Annotated in this window: 19 protein-coding genes; 5 read left to right on the forward strand and 14 right to left on the reverse strand. The window is 36.1% G+C overall.

The features are described from left to right. Positions 1–20: 20 nt before the first annotated feature. The 4 genes from PB01_RS17350 to PB01_RS17365 form a co-directional block, all read right to left on the reverse strand. Entirely contained in the window at positions 21–971 is a 951-nt protein-coding gene (locus PB01_RS17350) for a metal ABC transporter solute-binding protein, Zn/Mn family (protein ID WP_151701342.1), read from the reverse strand. A gap of 27 nt (positions 972–998) precedes the next feature. Continuing rightward, complete coding sequence (locus tag PB01_RS17355) at positions 999–1,859, reverse strand: metal ABC transporter permease (protein ID WP_151701343.1); 861 nt, start codon at positions 1,857–1,859, stop codon at positions 999–1,001. Beyond that, complete coding sequence (locus tag PB01_RS17360) at positions 1,856–2,602, reverse strand: metal ABC transporter ATP-binding protein (protein ID WP_151701344.1); 747 nt, start codon at positions 2,600–2,602, stop codon at positions 1,856–1,858. Before PB01_RS17360 ends, PB01_RS17355 begins: the two co-directional genes overlap by 4 nt. 595 nt (positions 2,603–3,197) lie before the next feature. Then, positions 3,198–4,202 carry a nucleoid-associated protein gene (locus tag PB01_RS17365; RefSeq protein ID WP_151701345.1) on the reverse strand — a complete coding sequence of 335 codons (1,005 nt, stop codon included), beginning with the start codon at positions 4,200–4,202 and terminating at the stop codon, positions 3,198–3,200. Between the two features lie 157 nt (positions 4,203–4,359). Between PB01_RS17365 and PB01_RS17370 the strand changes: the two genes are divergently transcribed. The 4 genes from PB01_RS17370 to PB01_RS17385 all read left to right on the forward strand — a co-directional run bounded on the left by PB01_RS17370 (position 4,360) and on the right by PB01_RS17385 (position 6,294). Beyond that, positions 4,360–4,719 carry a carboxymuconolactone decarboxylase family protein gene (locus PB01_RS17370; RefSeq protein WP_151701346.1) on the forward strand — a complete coding sequence of 120 codons (360 nt, stop codon included), beginning with the start codon at positions 4,360–4,362 and terminating at the stop codon, positions 4,717–4,719. Between the two features lie 406 nt (positions 4,720–5,125). Next, positions 5,126–5,650 carry a cysteine hydrolase family protein gene (locus tag PB01_RS17375; RefSeq protein WP_151701347.1) on the forward strand — a complete coding sequence of 175 codons (525 nt, stop codon included), beginning with the start codon at positions 5,126–5,128 and terminating at the stop codon, positions 5,648–5,650. Between the two features lie 20 nt (positions 5,651–5,670). Further along, positions 5,671–5,997, forward strand: a complete 327-nt coding sequence (locus PB01_RS17380) for a nucleoside triphosphate pyrophosphohydrolase (protein ID WP_151701348.1) — start codon at positions 5,671–5,673, stop codon at positions 5,995–5,997. 87 nt (positions 5,998–6,084) lie between these two features. Beyond that, complete coding sequence (locus PB01_RS17385) at positions 6,085–6,294, forward strand: phospholipase D-like domain-containing protein (protein WP_151701349.1); 210 nt, start codon at positions 6,085–6,087, stop codon at positions 6,292–6,294. A gap of 178 nt (positions 6,295–6,472) precedes the next feature. Here PB01_RS17385 and PB01_RS17390 read toward each other — a convergent pair whose 3' ends face one another. From PB01_RS17390 to PB01_RS17425, 8 genes are all read right to left on the reverse strand, one after another. Then, entirely contained in the window at positions 6,473–6,898 is a 426-nt protein-coding gene (locus PB01_RS17390) for a GatB/YqeY domain-containing protein (RefSeq protein WP_151701350.1), read from the reverse strand. A 176-nt stretch (positions 6,899–7,074) separates the two neighbouring features. Further along, on the reverse strand, positions 7,075–8,352 hold the full coding sequence (locus PB01_RS21825) for an MBL fold metallo-hydrolase (RefSeq protein WP_318837480.1): 1,278 nt from the start codon (positions 8,350–8,352) through the stop codon (positions 7,075–7,077). 50 nt (positions 8,353–8,402) lie between these two features. Next, positions 8,403–8,963 carry an excalibur calcium-binding domain-containing protein gene (locus PB01_RS21830; protein WP_318837481.1) on the reverse strand — a complete coding sequence of 187 codons (561 nt, stop codon included), beginning with the start codon at positions 8,961–8,963 and terminating at the stop codon, positions 8,403–8,405. Between the two features lie 110 nt (positions 8,964–9,073). Further along, the gene (locus PB01_RS17405) at positions 9,074–10,117 is read right to left on the reverse strand and encodes a Gfo/Idh/MocA family protein (RefSeq protein WP_151701352.1); all 1,044 of its coding nucleotides are present in this window, start codon (positions 10,115–10,117) and stop codon (positions 9,074–9,076) included. Positions 10,118–10,347: 230 nt separating this feature from the next. Beyond that, positions 10,348–10,986, reverse strand: a complete 639-nt coding sequence (trhA, locus tag PB01_RS17410; protein ID WP_151701353.1) for a PAQR family membrane homeostasis protein TrhA — start codon at positions 10,984–10,986, stop codon at positions 10,348–10,350. Between the two features lie 215 nt (positions 10,987–11,201). After that, a complete protein-coding gene (locus PB01_RS17415; protein ID WP_151701354.1) occupies positions 11,202–11,402 on the reverse strand; it encodes a cold-shock protein in 201 nt (66 codons plus the stop codon). Positions 11,403–11,571: 169 nt separating this feature from the next. Next, a complete protein-coding gene (locus PB01_RS17420; protein WP_151701355.1) occupies positions 11,572–12,087 on the reverse strand; it encodes a hypothetical protein in 516 nt (171 codons plus the stop codon). A 534-nt stretch (positions 12,088–12,621) separates the two neighbouring features. Further along, a complete protein-coding gene (locus PB01_RS17425; protein WP_151701356.1) occupies positions 12,622–13,191 on the reverse strand; it encodes a TetR/AcrR family transcriptional regulator in 570 nt (189 codons plus the stop codon). A 145-nt stretch (positions 13,192–13,336) separates the two neighbouring features. Between PB01_RS17425 and PB01_RS17430 the strand changes: the two genes are divergently transcribed. Continuing rightward, positions 13,337–14,095, forward strand: coding sequence for an SDR family oxidoreductase (locus PB01_RS17430; RefSeq protein ID WP_151701357.1), 759 nt, complete (start codon positions 13,337–13,339; stop codon positions 14,093–14,095). A gap of 308 nt (positions 14,096–14,403) precedes the next feature. Here the strand turns inward: PB01_RS17430 and PB01_RS17435 are convergent, their stop codons facing one another. Then, complete coding sequence (locus PB01_RS17435; protein WP_151702105.1) at positions 14,404–15,792, reverse strand: plasmid pRiA4b ORF-3 family protein; 1,389 nt, start codon at positions 15,790–15,792, stop codon at positions 14,404–14,406. Positions 15,793–15,984: 192 nt separating this feature from the next. Then, positions 15,985–16,812 (reverse strand): carbohydrate ABC transporter permease, encoded by an 828-nt coding sequence (locus PB01_RS17440; protein WP_151701358.1) that lies wholly within the window; start codon positions 16,810–16,812, stop codon positions 15,985–15,987. Positions 16,813–16,820: the final 8 nt, after the last annotated feature.

Raw genomic sequence — 16,820 nt, forward strand, 5'->3', positions numbered from 1 at the left:
ATAGACAAGCGTTTTTAAGATTATTTTTGTTTCAAACCGTCACAAATTACGTCTACATTCCATTGAATCATTTTTATATAAGTGTCACCGTCTTTTCCTTTAACACCGAGCGAGTCGGTGAAAATCTTACCTGCTATCGTTACACTTGTGTCTTTTGAGACTGTTTCCATACTACGCGGATCGACACTTGATTCAAGAAATAAAGCCTTTACTTTCTTTTCATGAATGATATCGATGATTGCTTTTAGTTGTTCTGGAGTACCTTCGCTATGGGAATTGATCTCCCAAATATAGTAGGCGTCAAATCCATATGCTTTAGAGAAATATTTGAATGCTCCTTCACTAGAGACGAGGATTCGGTCTTCCTTAGGTAACAATTCCACTTCACCCAATATACTTTGATGAAGCTCTTCAAGAGACTTAATGTAGGTAGCTGCATTTTTCTCATACGAATCTTTGTTTTTCGGATCTATTTTAACAAGTGCGTCTTTGGCGTTTTCCGTATAAATAATCCCATTATTCACATCAAGCCATGCGTGTGGATCTTCTTCTCCGTGATGTTCACTTGATTTTAGATAAAGGGCTTTTACCCCGTTACTCAAATTGAAAACAGGCGAGTCTTCCTTGTCTTTCCCAGTAGTATTTAGCACATCTTCAAACCAAGAGTTTCCGGTTTCCAAGTTCAATCCATTATAAAAAACCAGATCTGCGTTCGTGATATCTTCCAAGTCTTTTGGTAGCGGATCATATTGATGGGGATCCGAACCGATTGGGGCAAGACTACGCACATTGACTAAGTTTCCACCGACATTTAGAACGATATCATATAAGATGGAGTTCGTTGTGATGATAGAAAGTCGATCTCCATCTTTATGCTCGCTACCTTTTTTACTTTCTGAATCATTGGAACAAGCAGTTACGAACAGTAGTGATAAGCATAATACAAGCGGAAACCAATTCAATTTTTTCATTAATACTCTCCTCATCCACATGATTGTTTACTGATTTGCTGTAGCTATTTTTCTCTTCACTCTTATTTTTCTCCAAATGATGCCTTGTTTTGGTGAAAGCAAGAATGCCAATATGAATAATATGGTGGCAACAAGGACGATGGTTGCACCGGAGGCCAAATTATAACTAAAACTTAAGTACAGACCAATGGCGGAAGAAAGTGCTCCGCACGTGGCTGAGATAAAAATCATCTTCCATAGACGATCTGTCAATAGATAGGCCGTGGACGCTGGGGTGATCAACATAGCCACTACTAAAATGATCCCCACAGTCTGAAGAGAAGCGACGGTCACCAATGTAAGAAGCGTCATCAGAAAGTAATGTATGAGTTTATTCGGAAGCCCATATGCTTGAGACATCGTGGGGTCGAATGAACTGACCAGTAGTTCCTTATAAAATAAGTAAACGCTGCCAAGAACGATGATACCTATACCTAGTGTCATCCACATATCACTCGGTCTAACAGCTAAGACATTCCCGAACAAAATATGATATAGATCGGAACTGCTCCGTAAAAGGGTGATCATGATAATCCCTAGAGCAAAAGCAGTCGTGAACATGATTCCGATAGAAGCATCATTTTTGATACGACTGTTTTGACTGATGTACCCAATCCCCATAGCAGTCAAAACTCCCGTTATGACAGCTCCGATAAAAAAGTTAATACCAAGAAAATAGGATATTGCGACCCCGGGCAAAACAGCATGAGAAATCGCATCCCCCATGAGGGACATACCCCTTAAAATGATAAAACATCCAATAACCCCGCAAATGATCCCGACCATGACGGATGTAATCAATGCTTTTTGTAAGAAGCCATACTGGACCAATCCATCTATAAAATTCAAGTAGGTTTCACCACCAAATCCACTAAGAATGATAATTGGCTACCGTAAGCATAGGCCACTTTCTCCGGTGTCATCACTTCTTCTACCGCACCGAAAGAAACCAATTCTTTATTTAATAAAACGACTTCATCAAAATAGTTTTCAATGCTGCTTAAATCATGATGCACAATCAATACGGTTTTTCCTTCGTCCCGTAAATCTTTTAATATTTTCATAATCATCTCTTCACTAGTCACATCAATTCCTACAAAAGGTTCATCTAAAAATAAAATATCGGTTCTCTGAGCCAACGCGCGGGCTAAAAATACCCTTTGTTGTTGCCCTCCGGATAATTCACCGATTTGCCTATCTTTAAAATCTTGCATGCCCACTTTTTCTAAGCATTCCAAGGCCCACTCTTTTTCTTTCTTTTTAGCTCGCTCAAAGATACGTAGATGTGGATATGTCCCAAGTGTGACGGTTTCCAAAACGCTAATGGGAAAATCAAAGTCGATATTGCTCCGCTGAGGAATATAAGCAATTTGTTTTCTCATTTCCTCAATTTTCTTTCCTTGGATCATGATATTGCCAGCATCTTTAGGGATTAAGCCCAACATCGATTTTAACAAAGTGGATTTACCTGCACCATTCGGTCCAACAATCCCGACAAGCTTTCGAGCCGGGACATTGAAGTTAATGTTGTTAAGAGCTTCATTCCCAAGATACGAAACATGTAAATTCGATACTTCCAGTACGGTATTCATAGTATTCTCCTCCCAATTTTTCATCTATACAATTTACTTTAATTCATGAAATAAAGTTTCTCAAGGGAAACTTTTAATCTGTTATTTAGTGTATGCCACGTAAGGAGGGTTTGTGAATCTATATTAGATGATAAAATTTGTTCCCCAGTTCAAAAACATAACATTCATGTTTGTTTGAAGTAACTTAAATATTTCTAGTAATGGATATGAATTACAACTACTTTATGTGGTGGTCGAGCCGTGTTATGTGGTGCTCGAGCCGTGTTATGTGGTGCTCATTCTGCTTTATGTGATGGTCACCTCTTGTTATGTAGCACTTCTTCAATTTTTTGCAAAAAAAAAAACCGTCCCTTATACTAACCTATTCAATCATACGGTCACTAAAACAGAGAAGCGGCACTTACACAATGGCATACGTTTTGGATTTATTCGGAAAACCGTGGCAGCGATCATTTCTATTGTTATCTTTATCCTATTCAAGGATAAAGTGAAATTCTTCCAAGCAAAAGAAACCGAATTACTCGACATTAGAAACATAAAAAGAAGAAGAGAGCCAAAACTCTCTTCTTCTTTTTTGTTTTTTTATACAAGATGTTTACGCTTCTTCTTCGAAATAAATTTTATAAAACTTACGATTTGTCACTTCGTCATAGCCGACTTCAATCAGTTCATTCACTTTCGCGATATCACTTACATTTACCTGAATTTCGATATTGGCATCCAGTTTAATTTTTCGCTTATAACCTTTTTCAGCCTTCACAATCGCACTCTCAGAAATTTCTGTTTCATAGGGCTTTACCGTATTAATAAGGACGTCTTTTTGTACTTCATCCGCTGCTTCAAATACAGTTTCAATATAGTCGTCCACCTGAAATTCTTCTTCATTTCTAAAGTATTCAAGCGTTTTGTTTAAAAAACCTAGTTTATCGGTATTCGTAAAAGTCTCTTCTTTTAAAATATATTTTTTACATTCTGTTAATGCTAAATTCGTTTTATGGAAGCTTTCGTCTGCCACTTTGAGCTTTAAAAAACGCTCTTGCCAATATACAACATCTTCTTTTCTTTTCGTTTTCAAGAATACAGCTGGTACTTCGTCTTGGCCCATATCGATAATGACGACGAGATTATTAACTTTTTTCACATTAATGCCATCGATGCCATTCACAACCATTATATTTTGCTCATTTTTCACATCTAAAAACATTTCTTTTTCATCAATTTTCACAATGGCTATTACTTGTCTGACTTCATTATTGAACAAGCAATTTTCAAATAAGCCAATGAATAATTCGCCACTTTTTATATTCGGATGTTGGGATACACTATGTAAGTGCTTAGCGATATGTTGCGATTGTTCAAGGAAATTATGATTATTATCATAAATACTCTTCGCGTATGTATACACTTCATTTAATCCGATATCCGTCTCATGAAAAAATGCGTATTGTTGGTCTAGATCGAGTTTATGAAACGCAAGTTGTGTAAAGGCCGCTTCTAGCATGACCTCTGGCTGCGGAAACGCCTCATGTCCTAGCACGAGCGCATCAGCCATATAGTGCACGACATACTGTGCTAATTTACTATCGCTAACTTCTAGCATGGAATTCACCTTCTAAAATTTTATTTGTAGATAGTTTACCATATCACACCCGGCAGAAGATTTTCATGCTTTTTAGTATGAGGTGCTCGTAAATTCAAAAATTAATGCATGTCTTTCTACTTCTTGCAAATACTACCCACAACAGGAGGGAAAGTACATGGAGGAAATTACGTATACAGAAGCCGTATTACAGGAATATAAAGTTGGAATGGGTAGTTTCACAGAAAAATTGCCGGATGTGGCCCGGTCCTTTCATGCGTTCACTGAGTCATGTTTCGAAGATGGTAAATTGGATCAAAAACAGAAACAACTTATCGCACTCGCCATCAGTGTGCATGCCCATAACGAATATTGCATCGTCTACCATACAAAAGGTTGCTTGGATGCGGGTGGTACGGAGGATGAAATGATAGAGGCAATCGGAGTAGCTGCTGCTCTAGGCGGTGGATCCGCCATGAGCCAAGGCGTAACCGTTTGGCAAGATTCACTTAAAGACTTCAAAGGAACCGTTCAATAACTTGGAACAGCCATCTTAAACAGGTGGCTGTTTTTTCATTTCAATTAAACCCTCTCTGTCACACAAAACTCAAGTACTACTCCGAATTGTAGGTAGATTGTTTATAACACTGAGGTATGATTGATATTTTTTAAAACATTCACTTTTTAGCGAACTTCTTCTTTGCAATAAAATCCCAAGAATAATAAGTAATCTAAAACAGAATTATGACTACACATGAATATTACCTTTACTCAACTGGTGAGTAGAAAATAATTGCGATTCCTACAATTAGAAAAGGTGGCATTAGGATTCAATACCTTTTGTTTTTATTCATATGAACACCTCTGTAATTAATTAAAAAGCATATTTGTATTCCTAATCTTACCATTCTATAATGACTAATAGAGATTGAGAGGAGAAGGTTATGAAAAAAAGCGCACTATTAATTATTGATGTTCAAAACGGTATGTTCTTAGAAGAAAATCCGGTATTCAATGACAAATTAGTGATCGGCAACATCCTGCAGCTTATTGGAAATGCAAAAAGCAATAATGTTCCCGTCATTTATATCCAACACAATGCCCCATTAGGGAAAATGTTAGAACCCGGTACAAAAGCGTGGGAAATACACCCTGCAATTACACCTGCAAAAAGAGACACTGTCATTCAAAAGACAACACCTGACGCCTTTTATAAAACTAACTTGCAAGAAGTGCTACAAAAGCTTCCTATTGAACACTTAATAATTGCTGGCATCCAATCCGACGTCTGCGTAGATACTACGTGCAGAAATGCTTACAGTTTAGGATACGAGATCACTCTAGTAACCGATGCCCATAGTACCTGGGATTCTGGAAAATTAACTGCGCAACAAATCATCAACCACCATAACCAAGTATTAAGATGGTTTGCAGATACGCAAGAAACAAAAGACATTATTTTTCATTAATAATCAAGGAGGAACAACCGATGCCAATTTACAACAAACTTGTCCGAGACCTCATACCACAAGTCATCGAAGCATCTGGCGGTAAATTCACAACACGTATACTAGATAAACCCGAACACCTTACTGAAATCAAAAATAAACTATACGAAGAAGTAAAAGAATTCCAAGAAACCGAAAGCCGACTAGATGCACTAGAGGAACTCACAGACATATTAGAATTAATCCATGCTGTGTTACCTATTCACGAAGCTACATACGATGAGCTAGAGAAAATCCGTATTGCAAAGAAAGAAAAGCGTGGTGGATTTGAGGAAGGAATATTTTTGATAGAGGTTGGGGATGAATAAGCACGACTAATTACTTCGAATCTTATTCAAAATTAAAGAAAGTTATCTGATGATGCATGAAGCATTTATTGGATTACAGCTTTTGCTATGAAGTCTGTCGTGCAGCTTGTACTTCCAACGTTGAAAGAAGCACTCAGTAGGAATGCAGAACTTAAATTGTTAGTTGGTGATTATTTATATATCAGGCAGCCACAAGCGTTGGAACTGTTAATAGAAGAACTTCCGGGTGCAGAGATTCGCTTACATAGAAGTAATGGTATATCCTTTCATCCCAAAGGCTTATTTGTTTCACTCTGAATCTAACCATTTAATCGTAGGTTCATTTAATCTATCAGTCTCTGCAGGTGTTCTAGTTGTTGAATTGTCTTGCAAGCTAAAAGCGACATATAACTTGTAGGCGGGTATAACTCTTGAAGCAAGAAACCAATTTGACAACGTACCTATGTAAAAAGGAGAGCGCTATGGCACTCTCCCTTTAAATCAAACTTTTGACGACTTTTGACATGATCGACCCGTCTGCTTTTCCAACAAGTAACGGCTTTGCGATTTTCATCGCATCCCCCATGTTCATACCTTTAGCAATTCCAGCCTCTGTTAGAACCACTACTATTTCTTCTTCACTTAATTGCTTAGGTAAGAAACTTTTTAGTAATACTAGTTTTGCTTCCTCTTTTTCCATTAAGTCTTCACGATTCGCTTTTTGAGCACCTTCTAGCGCTTGATTCGTTTGCTTAATTTCACGATTCACGATAGCTGTTTCTTCTTCTGGAGTAAGCGTTGAACCTTTTTCCTTTTCAGCATTATCAAGTGCTGATTTTACTAGCGTTAGTACCCCTTTAGCAAGCACGTCCTTTTCTTTCATCGCACGTTTTAATTCTTCAAATACGGTTGTTTTTAACATAGTATAGAATCCCCTTTCTTCTCTTTTATATTAATATCGGTCTAGTTTTCATTATACCTTAATACTGGTAACTCTAGGTTAAGAACAAGTGAATCTGGCGCCAAGAAAAAATGAATAATTTAATTCATATTTTAAAAAGGATAGCTCTATTTTGAGCTACCCTCTAACTATTCCAGTTATTTTTCACATGCCCAGCCATCATTGTCACGGTCCATTTTGGTTTGATACGCTGCATTACTTTTAGAAACTCCATTTGGATACACTTTTCTCAATTCAGTGCAATTGCTAAATACTATTTGTGCCGTAGGTGGTGCTGGTTTAGATGTAACGACACCTGTTCCGCTACCAGTCCACGGTTTTGCAGATACGGAATAAGTTACACCATTTGTAGTTACGGTAATACTTCCAGATTCAGCAGTTGAGTAAATTTTAGAGCCAACATTTTTAAGCCTACTAACTACAGCTGCGTGTGGATGTCCGTATGAATTATCTTTTCCGTAGCTTAATATAGTTACTTGTGGTTTCACTCTTTGAATAAAAGCACTGGAGCTACTCGTATCTGATCCATGGTGACCAGCTTTAAGTACGGTTGATTGCACATTAAATTTCTTGTACATTTGTTCTTCCATATTCGTTCCTGCATCACCGGTCAAAAGAAACGAAACTTGACCGTATGTTACTTTTAAAACAATGGAAGCATCATTGGTATCGCTCGCATTTTCGTTTGCGTTTAAAACAGTAATATCGATATTTTCATCGAGTGAAATCTTATCTCCAATTTTAGGAACTTTATATTTGATGTTCCTATCACCTACTAAGGTTAATAATTCCGCATACGTTTGAGTTGTATGTGCTTTTCCACTATTGATAAATGTACCAACACTATATGAATGTAAAACATCCACTAACCCGCCAATATGATCCGCATCTGGATGAGTAGCTACTACATAATCCAGTTTACGAACACCTTTTGAAGATAAAAAGCTTACGACATGGCTTCCCTTTTTACCTCCGTCAACTAGCATTGTTTTGCCGTTAGCTGTTTTGATTAATATGGAGTCTCCTTGTCCAACATCAATAAAGTGAACTTCTAGTGGGTTTTTACTCACCATATTTAATAGGGCAAGTTTACTTTTCGAAGGAGTTTCATATTTAATAGAAGAACCTTTCTTGACGAATTGTCCTCCACCTAGTCCATATAAGCCACCATTCGTGCTTTTATAAGAGTAAACTCTATATTCATCGCCTTTTTTGACTGTACGAACACTTTTCAAATTATTGTCTAGAAGACTAGTATTGCTTAATACGGTGACCTTACCTATCTGGCCTTTCTTTAACTCTGTTTTCCCCCACATAACTTTTGTTGTCTCGGCACTAGCATTTATGGCATTAATAGAAATAAAGCTAAATACGAAAACAAAAACGAGGAACACTTTAAACCATTTATTCTTCACTTGTTACACTCCCAACTAATCTAAAGCACATAAAGATAAATACACAGGACTTAATTTCGTTCACATGCCCAACCGTCATTATCTCTGTCATGTTTAGATGCATACGCTGGATGACCTTTTTTTACGCCGTTAGAATAAAATTTATTCATTTCAGTACAGTTTTGAAAGCTAGTAGGTGCTCCTGGAATAACTTCTAAACCATTGCCTACACTTGGTTGTGTTGGTTTCGAAGTCGGTTGTGGATTTTCACTTCCTTGTTTCAATAGAGCTAGTTTTGCTTTAGATGGTGTTTCATACTTCACTTTAGCTACATCTTTTTGTACAAAACTTCCTCCACCTACTCCGTATAGGCCATTGTGTTGACTTTTGTAACTATACACACGATATTCTTCGCCTTTTTTCATGGAACGAACGACTGATAAAGAACCATTGCTTTCTATCTTAACTAGCTTTGTATCTGCTAATATGGTTGCTTTTCCAATCTGACCAATTTTTAGTTCTGTTTTACCCCACATTACCTTGGTTGCTGCTTGGGCAAAAGATACATTTGATATAGTAAAACCAAACGCTAACACAATTAATAAAAATACTTTCATAAATCTCGTAAACATTGCATTTCCTCCAATTCTATACATTTACATTTTACATACAGTAATTGGATAATGATAGACGCCAAAATATTCCAGATTACAACAAATTAATTTCCTATTTATTCCATAAATTATTCACTACTAATTGTTACAACCCTATTCGTTTCTGCTGCTTCTATAAGACCTAATACGACCTTTAGAGCTGCAATTGCATCATTCCCTGTTACAAGTGGGGATTGATCAAGTCGGACACATTCGATAAAGGCATCAATTACTCCGCTGTTTGTTTGACTATCATTTGTTTGAATGCTTTCTAGTTGATATTGTACCTTCTCCCCATCTCTTGTAATCACTTCTAACTGATATAAATCACTATGATATATTTTCAAAATACCTTTTTCGCAGTAGATAATTGTACTATTATCTTCTTCGCCATAATACGTCCAAGAAAAAGAAGCAGTACCTATTCTTCCTTTTTTCGTTTTTAAACTACATGCAATGTTATCGCAAACTTCAATTAGCTCGCCATTTTCATTGACTTTGTCAAGTACTCCTTGAAAAGCACTTACTTGCTCTATTTCGTCATCCAATAAGTAGTGTAATAAATCAACTTTATGGATTCCCAAATCTCCAGCAACACCTAGTCCTGACCGCTCTTTTTGAAAGAACCATGTCGAGTTCGATTTATTTATACCCCATTGTTCTGGTCCAGCATGTCCAAAAGTCGTTCTAAAAGTCAGCACCTTACCAAGTTCTTCACTACCTATGATTTCTTTCGCTTTTCGATGAGCCCATGTAAATCGTTGATTGTGAGCGACCATTAGTTTTTTACCAGATTCCTTTTGGGCATCGAGTATTTCTTTCGCATGATCAATTGTTAGAGATATAGGTTTTTCACATAGCACATGTTTCCCTTGAAGCAATGCTTTTGCAGAAAATATGTAATGATTCTCATTCGAAGAACAATCGCTAATTAATTGGACAGTAGGATCTGCAAGTAATTGATCTACACTTTTTGCGACAGTTCCATCAAACATGGCCGCTAACGCTTCTGCACGATCCAGATTTCTGTCATAAAAAACAATTTCGTCTACAAATGGATTCGCTTTATATTCTGGAGCATGACGTAATTTAGCAATAGAACCACATCCAATAATTCCAACTTTTAACCCCATATGATCACTTCCTATTCTATTTTTGGAATACTCAAATGACAAATTATTTATTACCTTCTGTAAGCAAACATCATCAAATTTAATTAGTTATTATAATCATTTAAAGCCAAACAAATGAATTGATGTTCGACCGAAAAATAAACATAGTCATTTCATCTTTAAATGACTATGTTTATTTAGAACTAATTTATTTCTTGCATTTTTTCTTCTAGTATTCACTTTTATATTCGTTATGCCAACAGTGTCATCACTGCAAAGAAATGTAGCACGGACGCTGCGAGCACAAATATATGCCATACTGCATGATGATAAGTAAAGCCCCGCCACACATAAAAAACCGCACCAACTGTATAGAGAACACCGCCCACTGCTAGCAAAACCAACCCCTGTGTAGACAAATTCATCACAAGTGGATTCCATGCAAACACTATTAGCCAGCCCATCAATACGTATAACAATGTCGATGTATGTAAGAAACGCTTCACAAAGTAAGCCTTAAAAACCGTACCAGCAATTGCAAGCCCCCATACAATCCCAAATAATGTCCAACCAAGTGTCCCTTTTACTGCGAGAAATAAAAAAGGGGTATACGTCCCGGCTATAAAAAAGTAGATGGAGGAGTGATCCATGATTTCAAACACATCCTTCGCTCTACCCGCCGGAAGCCCATGGACTAGCGTGGACGATATATACAAAAGCAGCATGGTTGTCCCAAACAACGTAAAACTTACGACATGCCATACAGTTCCTCGTGTTACAGATGACACAATTAAAAAGACAAGTGCCGTCACACTTAAAAGAGCACCAATGCCATGAATAATCGCATTTGCTATTTCTTCACGCTTCGAAAATATATGCGTGTTGCTCATATTTTTTCATCCCTATCTGAAAATCTCTTTACTCTTATACTATCGTATAAGTTTATTCAAATAAAAGCAGAAGCCTTGTAAAAGATCCAAACTAGTTTTATCCGGTCATAAATATTTCCTTCTGGTCTCATCGTGTTTTATGAATAAAACAAAAAAGAGACACCCATAATAGGTGTCTCGATTTTTTGGTTAAACATTTATTTAATTTCTAGGAATTAAAGTTTTGTAATGTTAACTGCTTGTGGTCCGCGGTTACCTTCTTCAACTTCAAATTCAACTTTTTGACCTTCGTCAAGTGATTTGAAACCGTCACCTTGAATAGCTGAGAAGTGAGCGAATACGTCGTTTCCGCCTTCTACTTCGATAAATCCAAAACCTTTTTCTGCGTTAAACCATTTTACTGTACCTTGTGTCATTTAAAAAACCTCCATTTTTGTGAATAAAAAAATTCACATATTACAACAAGTACCGAACAAATCACGATTACTCATTGTAATATGTGAATTCATTGTTTCTAGTTAAGCAATTTAATTATTGTCCTTAGTATATAACAGTATTATACATTTGTCTAGTAAAGTACATTAATTATATTTCATTCAATACTTTCAACGTTTGTAGCACATGTTCAAGAAACTCTGGTATGTCACTTATATGCTCTTCGTTAATTTTTTTGTTGAATTGCATTTGGATATTGTTTAAGTGACTTGATGTATCTTGTTCATAGATGAAACTTAGTGTTTGGGTTACATGAGCTTCATTTTCCCAAATGGTATGAAGCGCTTGTTCAATTTTTTTACACTGTGTGGGCACATCTTGGACATGCTTATGAAATCGAAGTAATAAGAAGCAACCTAGATTTTGTCCAGACTGCTCTAATATCTCCCCTGCTAGATCTTCTAAAGAAGTTTGTAATATAATTTCTGCTGCTACGTTTGGTTGATTGGTTAGTGTAAACCCAATGGAAAAATCCCTAGAAAGAACAGCAAAATCCATTCGATCCATCCGATTGGTAATCTTTATTTGGTGTTCTAAATTGTCTAGATCGTACACCTGATTTTCAAACGTGACTTTTAAATTTTCAAAAATGGTTGGATCATACATATCGATTCCTCCGATTGAAATTTTTTTAAATTAGTTTCCCGGTTTTAGCTATAATTTCAGGAACAATTGAATTTGATACATGAAAATCTAGAGCAAGCAATTTGTTGGTTACAATAAAATGGTTGACCTTATGCTTATTTCAATCTCTTTCTATACATTTTCAAAATTATCGTTTGGATTCTGTTTTAGTCTTTGCTGAAAAGCTTTTCGTATTCTTCAGTTGTTAATTGATCTGTGTCATTTCGATGTTTACCTCTTCTTTAAAGGTAGCTATAAAACTCAATCTGTTCAATTAACTACTTTCCCGTATCTACCGCAAATTGTGGGACATTTGAGTATCTCACCAGGAAGTTGGATTTTCTTATCTAATGTACGATCACTCCTTCTATTTATTAATCTTACTTACTTAGGTCTATAATGTGTCTTCGATTCGATTGATGGAATAATGATTTTGAAATGAATAGTCCTTGCAAAGAAAATTTCATCGAATACGTAATCTGCAAATTTTACAAAACTATCGTTTTAATCTTTCTATCAATCCCTATCTATCTTCACATTCAAAATTTTCACGAGTTGCTGATTTAAGTAATCTGCACTTTGTTGGAAGTCTTCTTTGTACCATTGGATGATGATTCCGAGAATGGCATTTGCTTGATAGGCGCAGTATACATTCATATCGAATTCCTCTTCACTCTTCATTCCTTTATCTTTATTTAAGAGTTCGTTTATTTCCTCAAATAATAAGTAATAGTATGTTAAAGGCGCATTTTTGGAAAAGACAATTTTGTAAAATGGTTTGTATTTTTCAATATGGTGAAAAATTCGAATGGTTGCTGGATTTAGGCTACTCGACTTCAAAATGGATACATGGCGATAGGGTTCTTCATAAGAGATTGCTAAATCCTCCATAATTTCTTTAAAATACTCCTCAAATAAATCTTCTACTTGGGCATAATGTAAATAGAATGTCCCTCTATTAACTCTAGCTCTTCTACATATTTCTGACACCGAGATAGTTTCCAATGCTTTTTCTTTAAGTATTTCTAATAATGATTGATGTAAGGCTTCTTTCGTTTTTACAATACGTATATCTATAGAAGACATTTTTTTCACCTCTTATTGAACACTTAATAGAAATATGCTTCTTATTGAACACTTTGCTTTTTTTTGCTTATTGTAAGCGTTTACTACTCTTTATTATAATAGTTATTGAACAACTGTACAATAAAATTCAGGGAGGTATATTCTTATGAGATTAGAAGGTAAAGTTGCGATTGTCACTGGCGCTGCATCAGGGATGGGAAAAGCAATTGCTGAAGGTTATGCACAAGAAGGAGCAATGGTTGTTGTTTCCGATATGAATTTAGAAGGAGCAACTGCTGTAGCTGAATCTATTAAAGCAACAGGTCGCAAAGCTATTGCTGTTCAAACGAACGTTACTTCGGAAGATGATGTGAAAAGTTTATTCGACTTAACGTTAAAAACTTTTGGTAAGTTAGACATTCTGGTAAATAACGCAGGGATTATGGATGGAATGGAACCTGTTGGCGACATTTCCGATGAACGTTGGGAACTTGTATTTTCAGTTAATACTGTTGCCGTTATGCGTTCAATGCGACTTGCTATACCTATTTTTCTTGAACAAGGTCACGGTACATTTGTAAACAACATTTCAGCAGGCGGTTTATACGGAGCACGCGCTGGGGCTGCGTACACTGCATCTAAACATGCAGTTGTCGGCTTAACTAAAAATACAGCGTTCATGTATGCAGACAAAAATATACGTTGCAATGGGTTTGCTCCTGGTGCAGTAGCAACAAATATTGGGGCATCAATGACAAATATTAATGCACTAGGTGCATCTCGCCAATCTTTAGGTATGGCAATCAACCCACGAATTGGGCAACCAGAAGAAATTGCTAAACTAGCTATTTTCTTAGGATCAGATGAAGCAAGCTTTGTAAATGGGCAAGTTATAGCTATTGACGCCGGCTGGTCCGCTTATTAAAATTAGACACTTTCGCATTTAGAAATTAGAAGAGCTCCTAACGATTGGCTAGGAGCTCTATTTTATTGATTAATTTTGAGTTGTCAGTTTACAATTCTACGTTACCTGAGAATCTGAAAAACCTTCCATATCTAGAGGGTCTTCTTATCATGAAATTGAAGTCTATACACCATTTAATACTTCCAAAGTCTTTGTTCGCTATGGCATAGACTTGTGTATTTTTTATCTTTTGATTGAATTTCATTTTCCCATTCAAGTTACGTTTCCGTTAGCTTATAGGATTCTAACAAACTGGTTTATATAACGCTTTACTTTCCGCAGCACTTCTTATATTTCTTCCCGCTTCCACATAGACAGGGATCGTTTCGACCAGTTTTGCCACCGTCAATTACGTTTAATGAGGTCGATGGCATTGGCTTTAGATAGTGTTTCTCCATTTGAAAAAGCTCTTCTGGTGTATGCCCGCGATTTTCCCAAATGCGTGTGTTGTTAGCTATGTCGAAGATCATTTGAGCGTATTCATTTAGGTGCTCCATATCTTTCATCTGAAAACGGGTTAAAAACTTTTGCAAAACTTGTTGGACGTTTGCATGCACTACTTGTAATTCTAAAACTAACTCTTTTATTTCCTTTTTAACAGTAAATTTACTGCCTCCGAAAAAGTCTTTCTCAAGCATTTTAGCGAGTTTTTCTTGATGGCTTGTCTTTTCATAATAAAACTCATCTGTGTAACGCAATAGTTCCTTTTTTCCAGGTACATAAAATGGTTTACCAACTACGCTTTGTATAAATTGGGTTTGGTCTTCAAATTCTTCCATTGTCTTATGGATTAATGCATTTTCATATACAAAAACATATTTTTCCTCAAGCTGTTTTTCATATAGTGGATTTGTTAGTAGATCGTGTAGCTCACTACTAGACACAGACGGTGTATTTTGGGAATTATAAATCTCCATTAACTTCGGGTACTCAATACTCCCATATAAATTAACACACGCTACTGCATATCGGATTAATAGATCTTTATTTGGAAGTACATCTAAATCAATCCAATCTGTACCTCGATATTTATCAGATAAAACGAAATAATTTTCATGATCAATGTATTGCCATTCTGTCTTTTTATATTTTACAATTTTTAAATATTCTTTTATCTTTTCAATGTCCAATGGCAAATATAATTGCCCTTCCGCCCATGCATACGTACTTAAATAATCTGGATGTGTTGAATCTTGAAGCACTTTTAGAAACTCTTTATATCCAGGTGGTCCTCCTACATCTTCTGGCGGTGCCGTGCCTTCCCCTTCTAATAATGTCGGATAACCAAAATAATAATCTTCTACAGTTTCTTCAAGCTTTACGCAAATGCGCCAGTCATCTCCAAAGTCATAGTTGTAGATGAATTGACCATGTTTTTCTAAAAATGAATCAATTTTAATACGTGTTGGTTGTTTAACCGTTCTACCAACATACTTCTTTCCTTTATATTCATCTAAAATCGCTTCATTGTTTGTAATAAAGTTATCTTCTATTTCCACACCAAAAGAATGGTACGGAGATATTTCGCTTTGAAAATTCGTCGCGTATTGAATCGTTTCATGCAGACGGTTAAATGTTGCCCCTGCTGGTAAAATAACACGTCTCCAAACTAGAGGATTAATGTCTTCAAAAGTTAGTTTTAGTATATATGCTTTCATATAATCTCCCTCGTCTTTTTCTTTTATCATACGCTATTTAGTGATTTTCATCGAGTACCATTAAGAGTAGTGCTCTTTAGTTAAAATCACCTCTCATATTAATTCTTTGCAATTCTCTCAACAAAATAAAAATGCAGATCCTTATGAGATCTGCATTTCGATATATAGGCCAATATAGGTTTACACAGGGTATTATTTCCCTCCAGAAAAAGAAATACCTTTTATAAAATATCGGCTGAAAAATGCGTATAAAAGCAAAATTGGCAAAGTGAATACCATTGATGCTGCCATGATGTAGTTCCAGTAGCTAATGTATTGACCTTTAAATGTATTGAGCCCAATTGGTAATGTAAATAGTTCTGGACTCGATAAAATAATTAAAGGTCTCATGAAGTCATTCCAAGAGCCCATAAAAACGAAAATGGCTTGTGCTGCTAATGCTGGTTTGGCTAGTGGAAGGACAATTCGAAAGAACGTTCCTATTTTACTTAGTCCGTCCAATTCCGCTGCTTCCTCTAGTTCTTTAGGGAAGTTCACAAAGAATTGGCGCATCATAAATATAAAGGTCGCATTGATCATCGTTGGAATAATCATCCCTTGATAAGAGTTCAGCCAACCAAGAGACTTTAATATTAAATAATTTGGAATCATCGTTACTTGCATAGGAATCATTAAGACAGCAAGAATGACTACAAAAATCGTCCGTTTCCCTGGAAAGTGAAGTCGTGCCAAGGCATAGCCAGCCATGGAATTAAAGAACATATTTAGCAAAGTAACCATCGTGGCTATAAATAAGCTATTAAACAGCCAACGTGGGAATAAGCCCTGCTCAACAAAGATTACCTTATAATTATGAAAGGTGAAATGTTTTGGTATAAAGTTAATTGCACCACTTACAATTTCATCTAAGTTTTTAAACGATGAGGAAAGTGCCCATATAAATGGAATGACTGTAATGACAGCATAGACAATTAAAATGCCATATAGAAATGCTTTGCCAAACGATAATTTCTTTTTCACATTTTCGC

The sequence above is a fragment of the Psychrobacillus glaciei genome, from assembly GCF_008973485.1.
Lineage (GTDB): Bacteria > Bacillota > Bacilli > Bacillales_A > Planococcaceae > Psychrobacillus > Psychrobacillus glaciei.

Coding starts and splice junctions, on each gene's coding strand:
- PB01_RS17350 (WP_151701342.1), bottom strand. CDS start 971: ATGAAAAAATTGAATTGGTTTCCGCTTGTATTATGCTTATCACTACTG.
- PB01_RS17360 (WP_151701344.1), bottom strand. CDS start 2,602: ATGAATACCGTACTGGAAGTATCGAATTTACATGTTTCGTATCTTGGG.
- PB01_RS17365 (WP_151701345.1), bottom strand. CDS start 4,202: ATGCTAGAAGTTAGCGATAGTAAATTAGCACAGTATGTCGTGCACTAT.
- PB01_RS17370 (WP_151701346.1), top strand. CDS start 4,360: ATGGAGGAAATTACGTATACAGAAGCCGTATTACAGGAATATAAAGTT.
- PB01_RS21830 (WP_318837481.1), bottom strand. CDS start 8,963: ATGTTTACGAGATTTATGAAAGTATTTTTATTAATTGTGTTAGCGTTT.
- PB01_RS17405 (WP_151701352.1), bottom strand. CDS start 10,117: ATGGGGTTAAAAGTTGGAATTATTGGATGTGGTTCTATTGCTAAATTA.
- PB01_RS17390 (WP_151701350.1), bottom strand. CDS start 6,898: ATGTTAAAAACAACCGTATTTGAAGAATTAAAACGTGCGATGAAAGAA.
- PB01_RS17430 (WP_151701357.1), top strand. CDS start 13,337: ATGAGATTAGAAGGTAAAGTTGCGATTGTCACTGGCGCTGCATCAGGG.
- PB01_RS17425 (WP_151701356.1), bottom strand. CDS start 13,191: ATGTCTTCTATAGATATACGTATTGTAAAAACGAAAGAAGCCTTACAT.
- PB01_RS17435 (WP_151702105.1), bottom strand. CDS start 15,792: ATGAAAGCATATATACTAAAACTAACTTTTGAAGACATTAATCCTCTA.
- PB01_RS17420 (WP_151701355.1), bottom strand. CDS start 12,087: ATGTATGATCCAACCATTTTTGAAAATTTAAAAGTCACGTTTGAAAAT.
- PB01_RS17380 (WP_151701348.1), top strand. CDS start 5,671: ATGCCAATTTACAACAAACTTGTCCGAGACCTCATACCACAAGTCATC.
- PB01_RS17415 (WP_151701354.1), bottom strand. CDS start 11,402: ATGACACAAGGTACAGTAAAATGGTTTAACGCAGAAAAAGGTTTTGGA.
- trhA (WP_151701353.1), bottom strand. CDS start 10,986: ATGAGCAACACGCATATATTTTCGAAGCGTGAAGAAATAGCAAATGCG.
- PB01_RS17375 (WP_151701347.1), top strand. CDS start 5,126: ATGAAAAAAAGCGCACTATTAATTATTGATGTTCAAAACGGTATGTTC.
- PB01_RS17385 (WP_151701349.1), top strand. CDS start 6,085: ATGAAGTCTGTCGTGCAGCTTGTACTTCCAACGTTGAAAGAAGCACTC.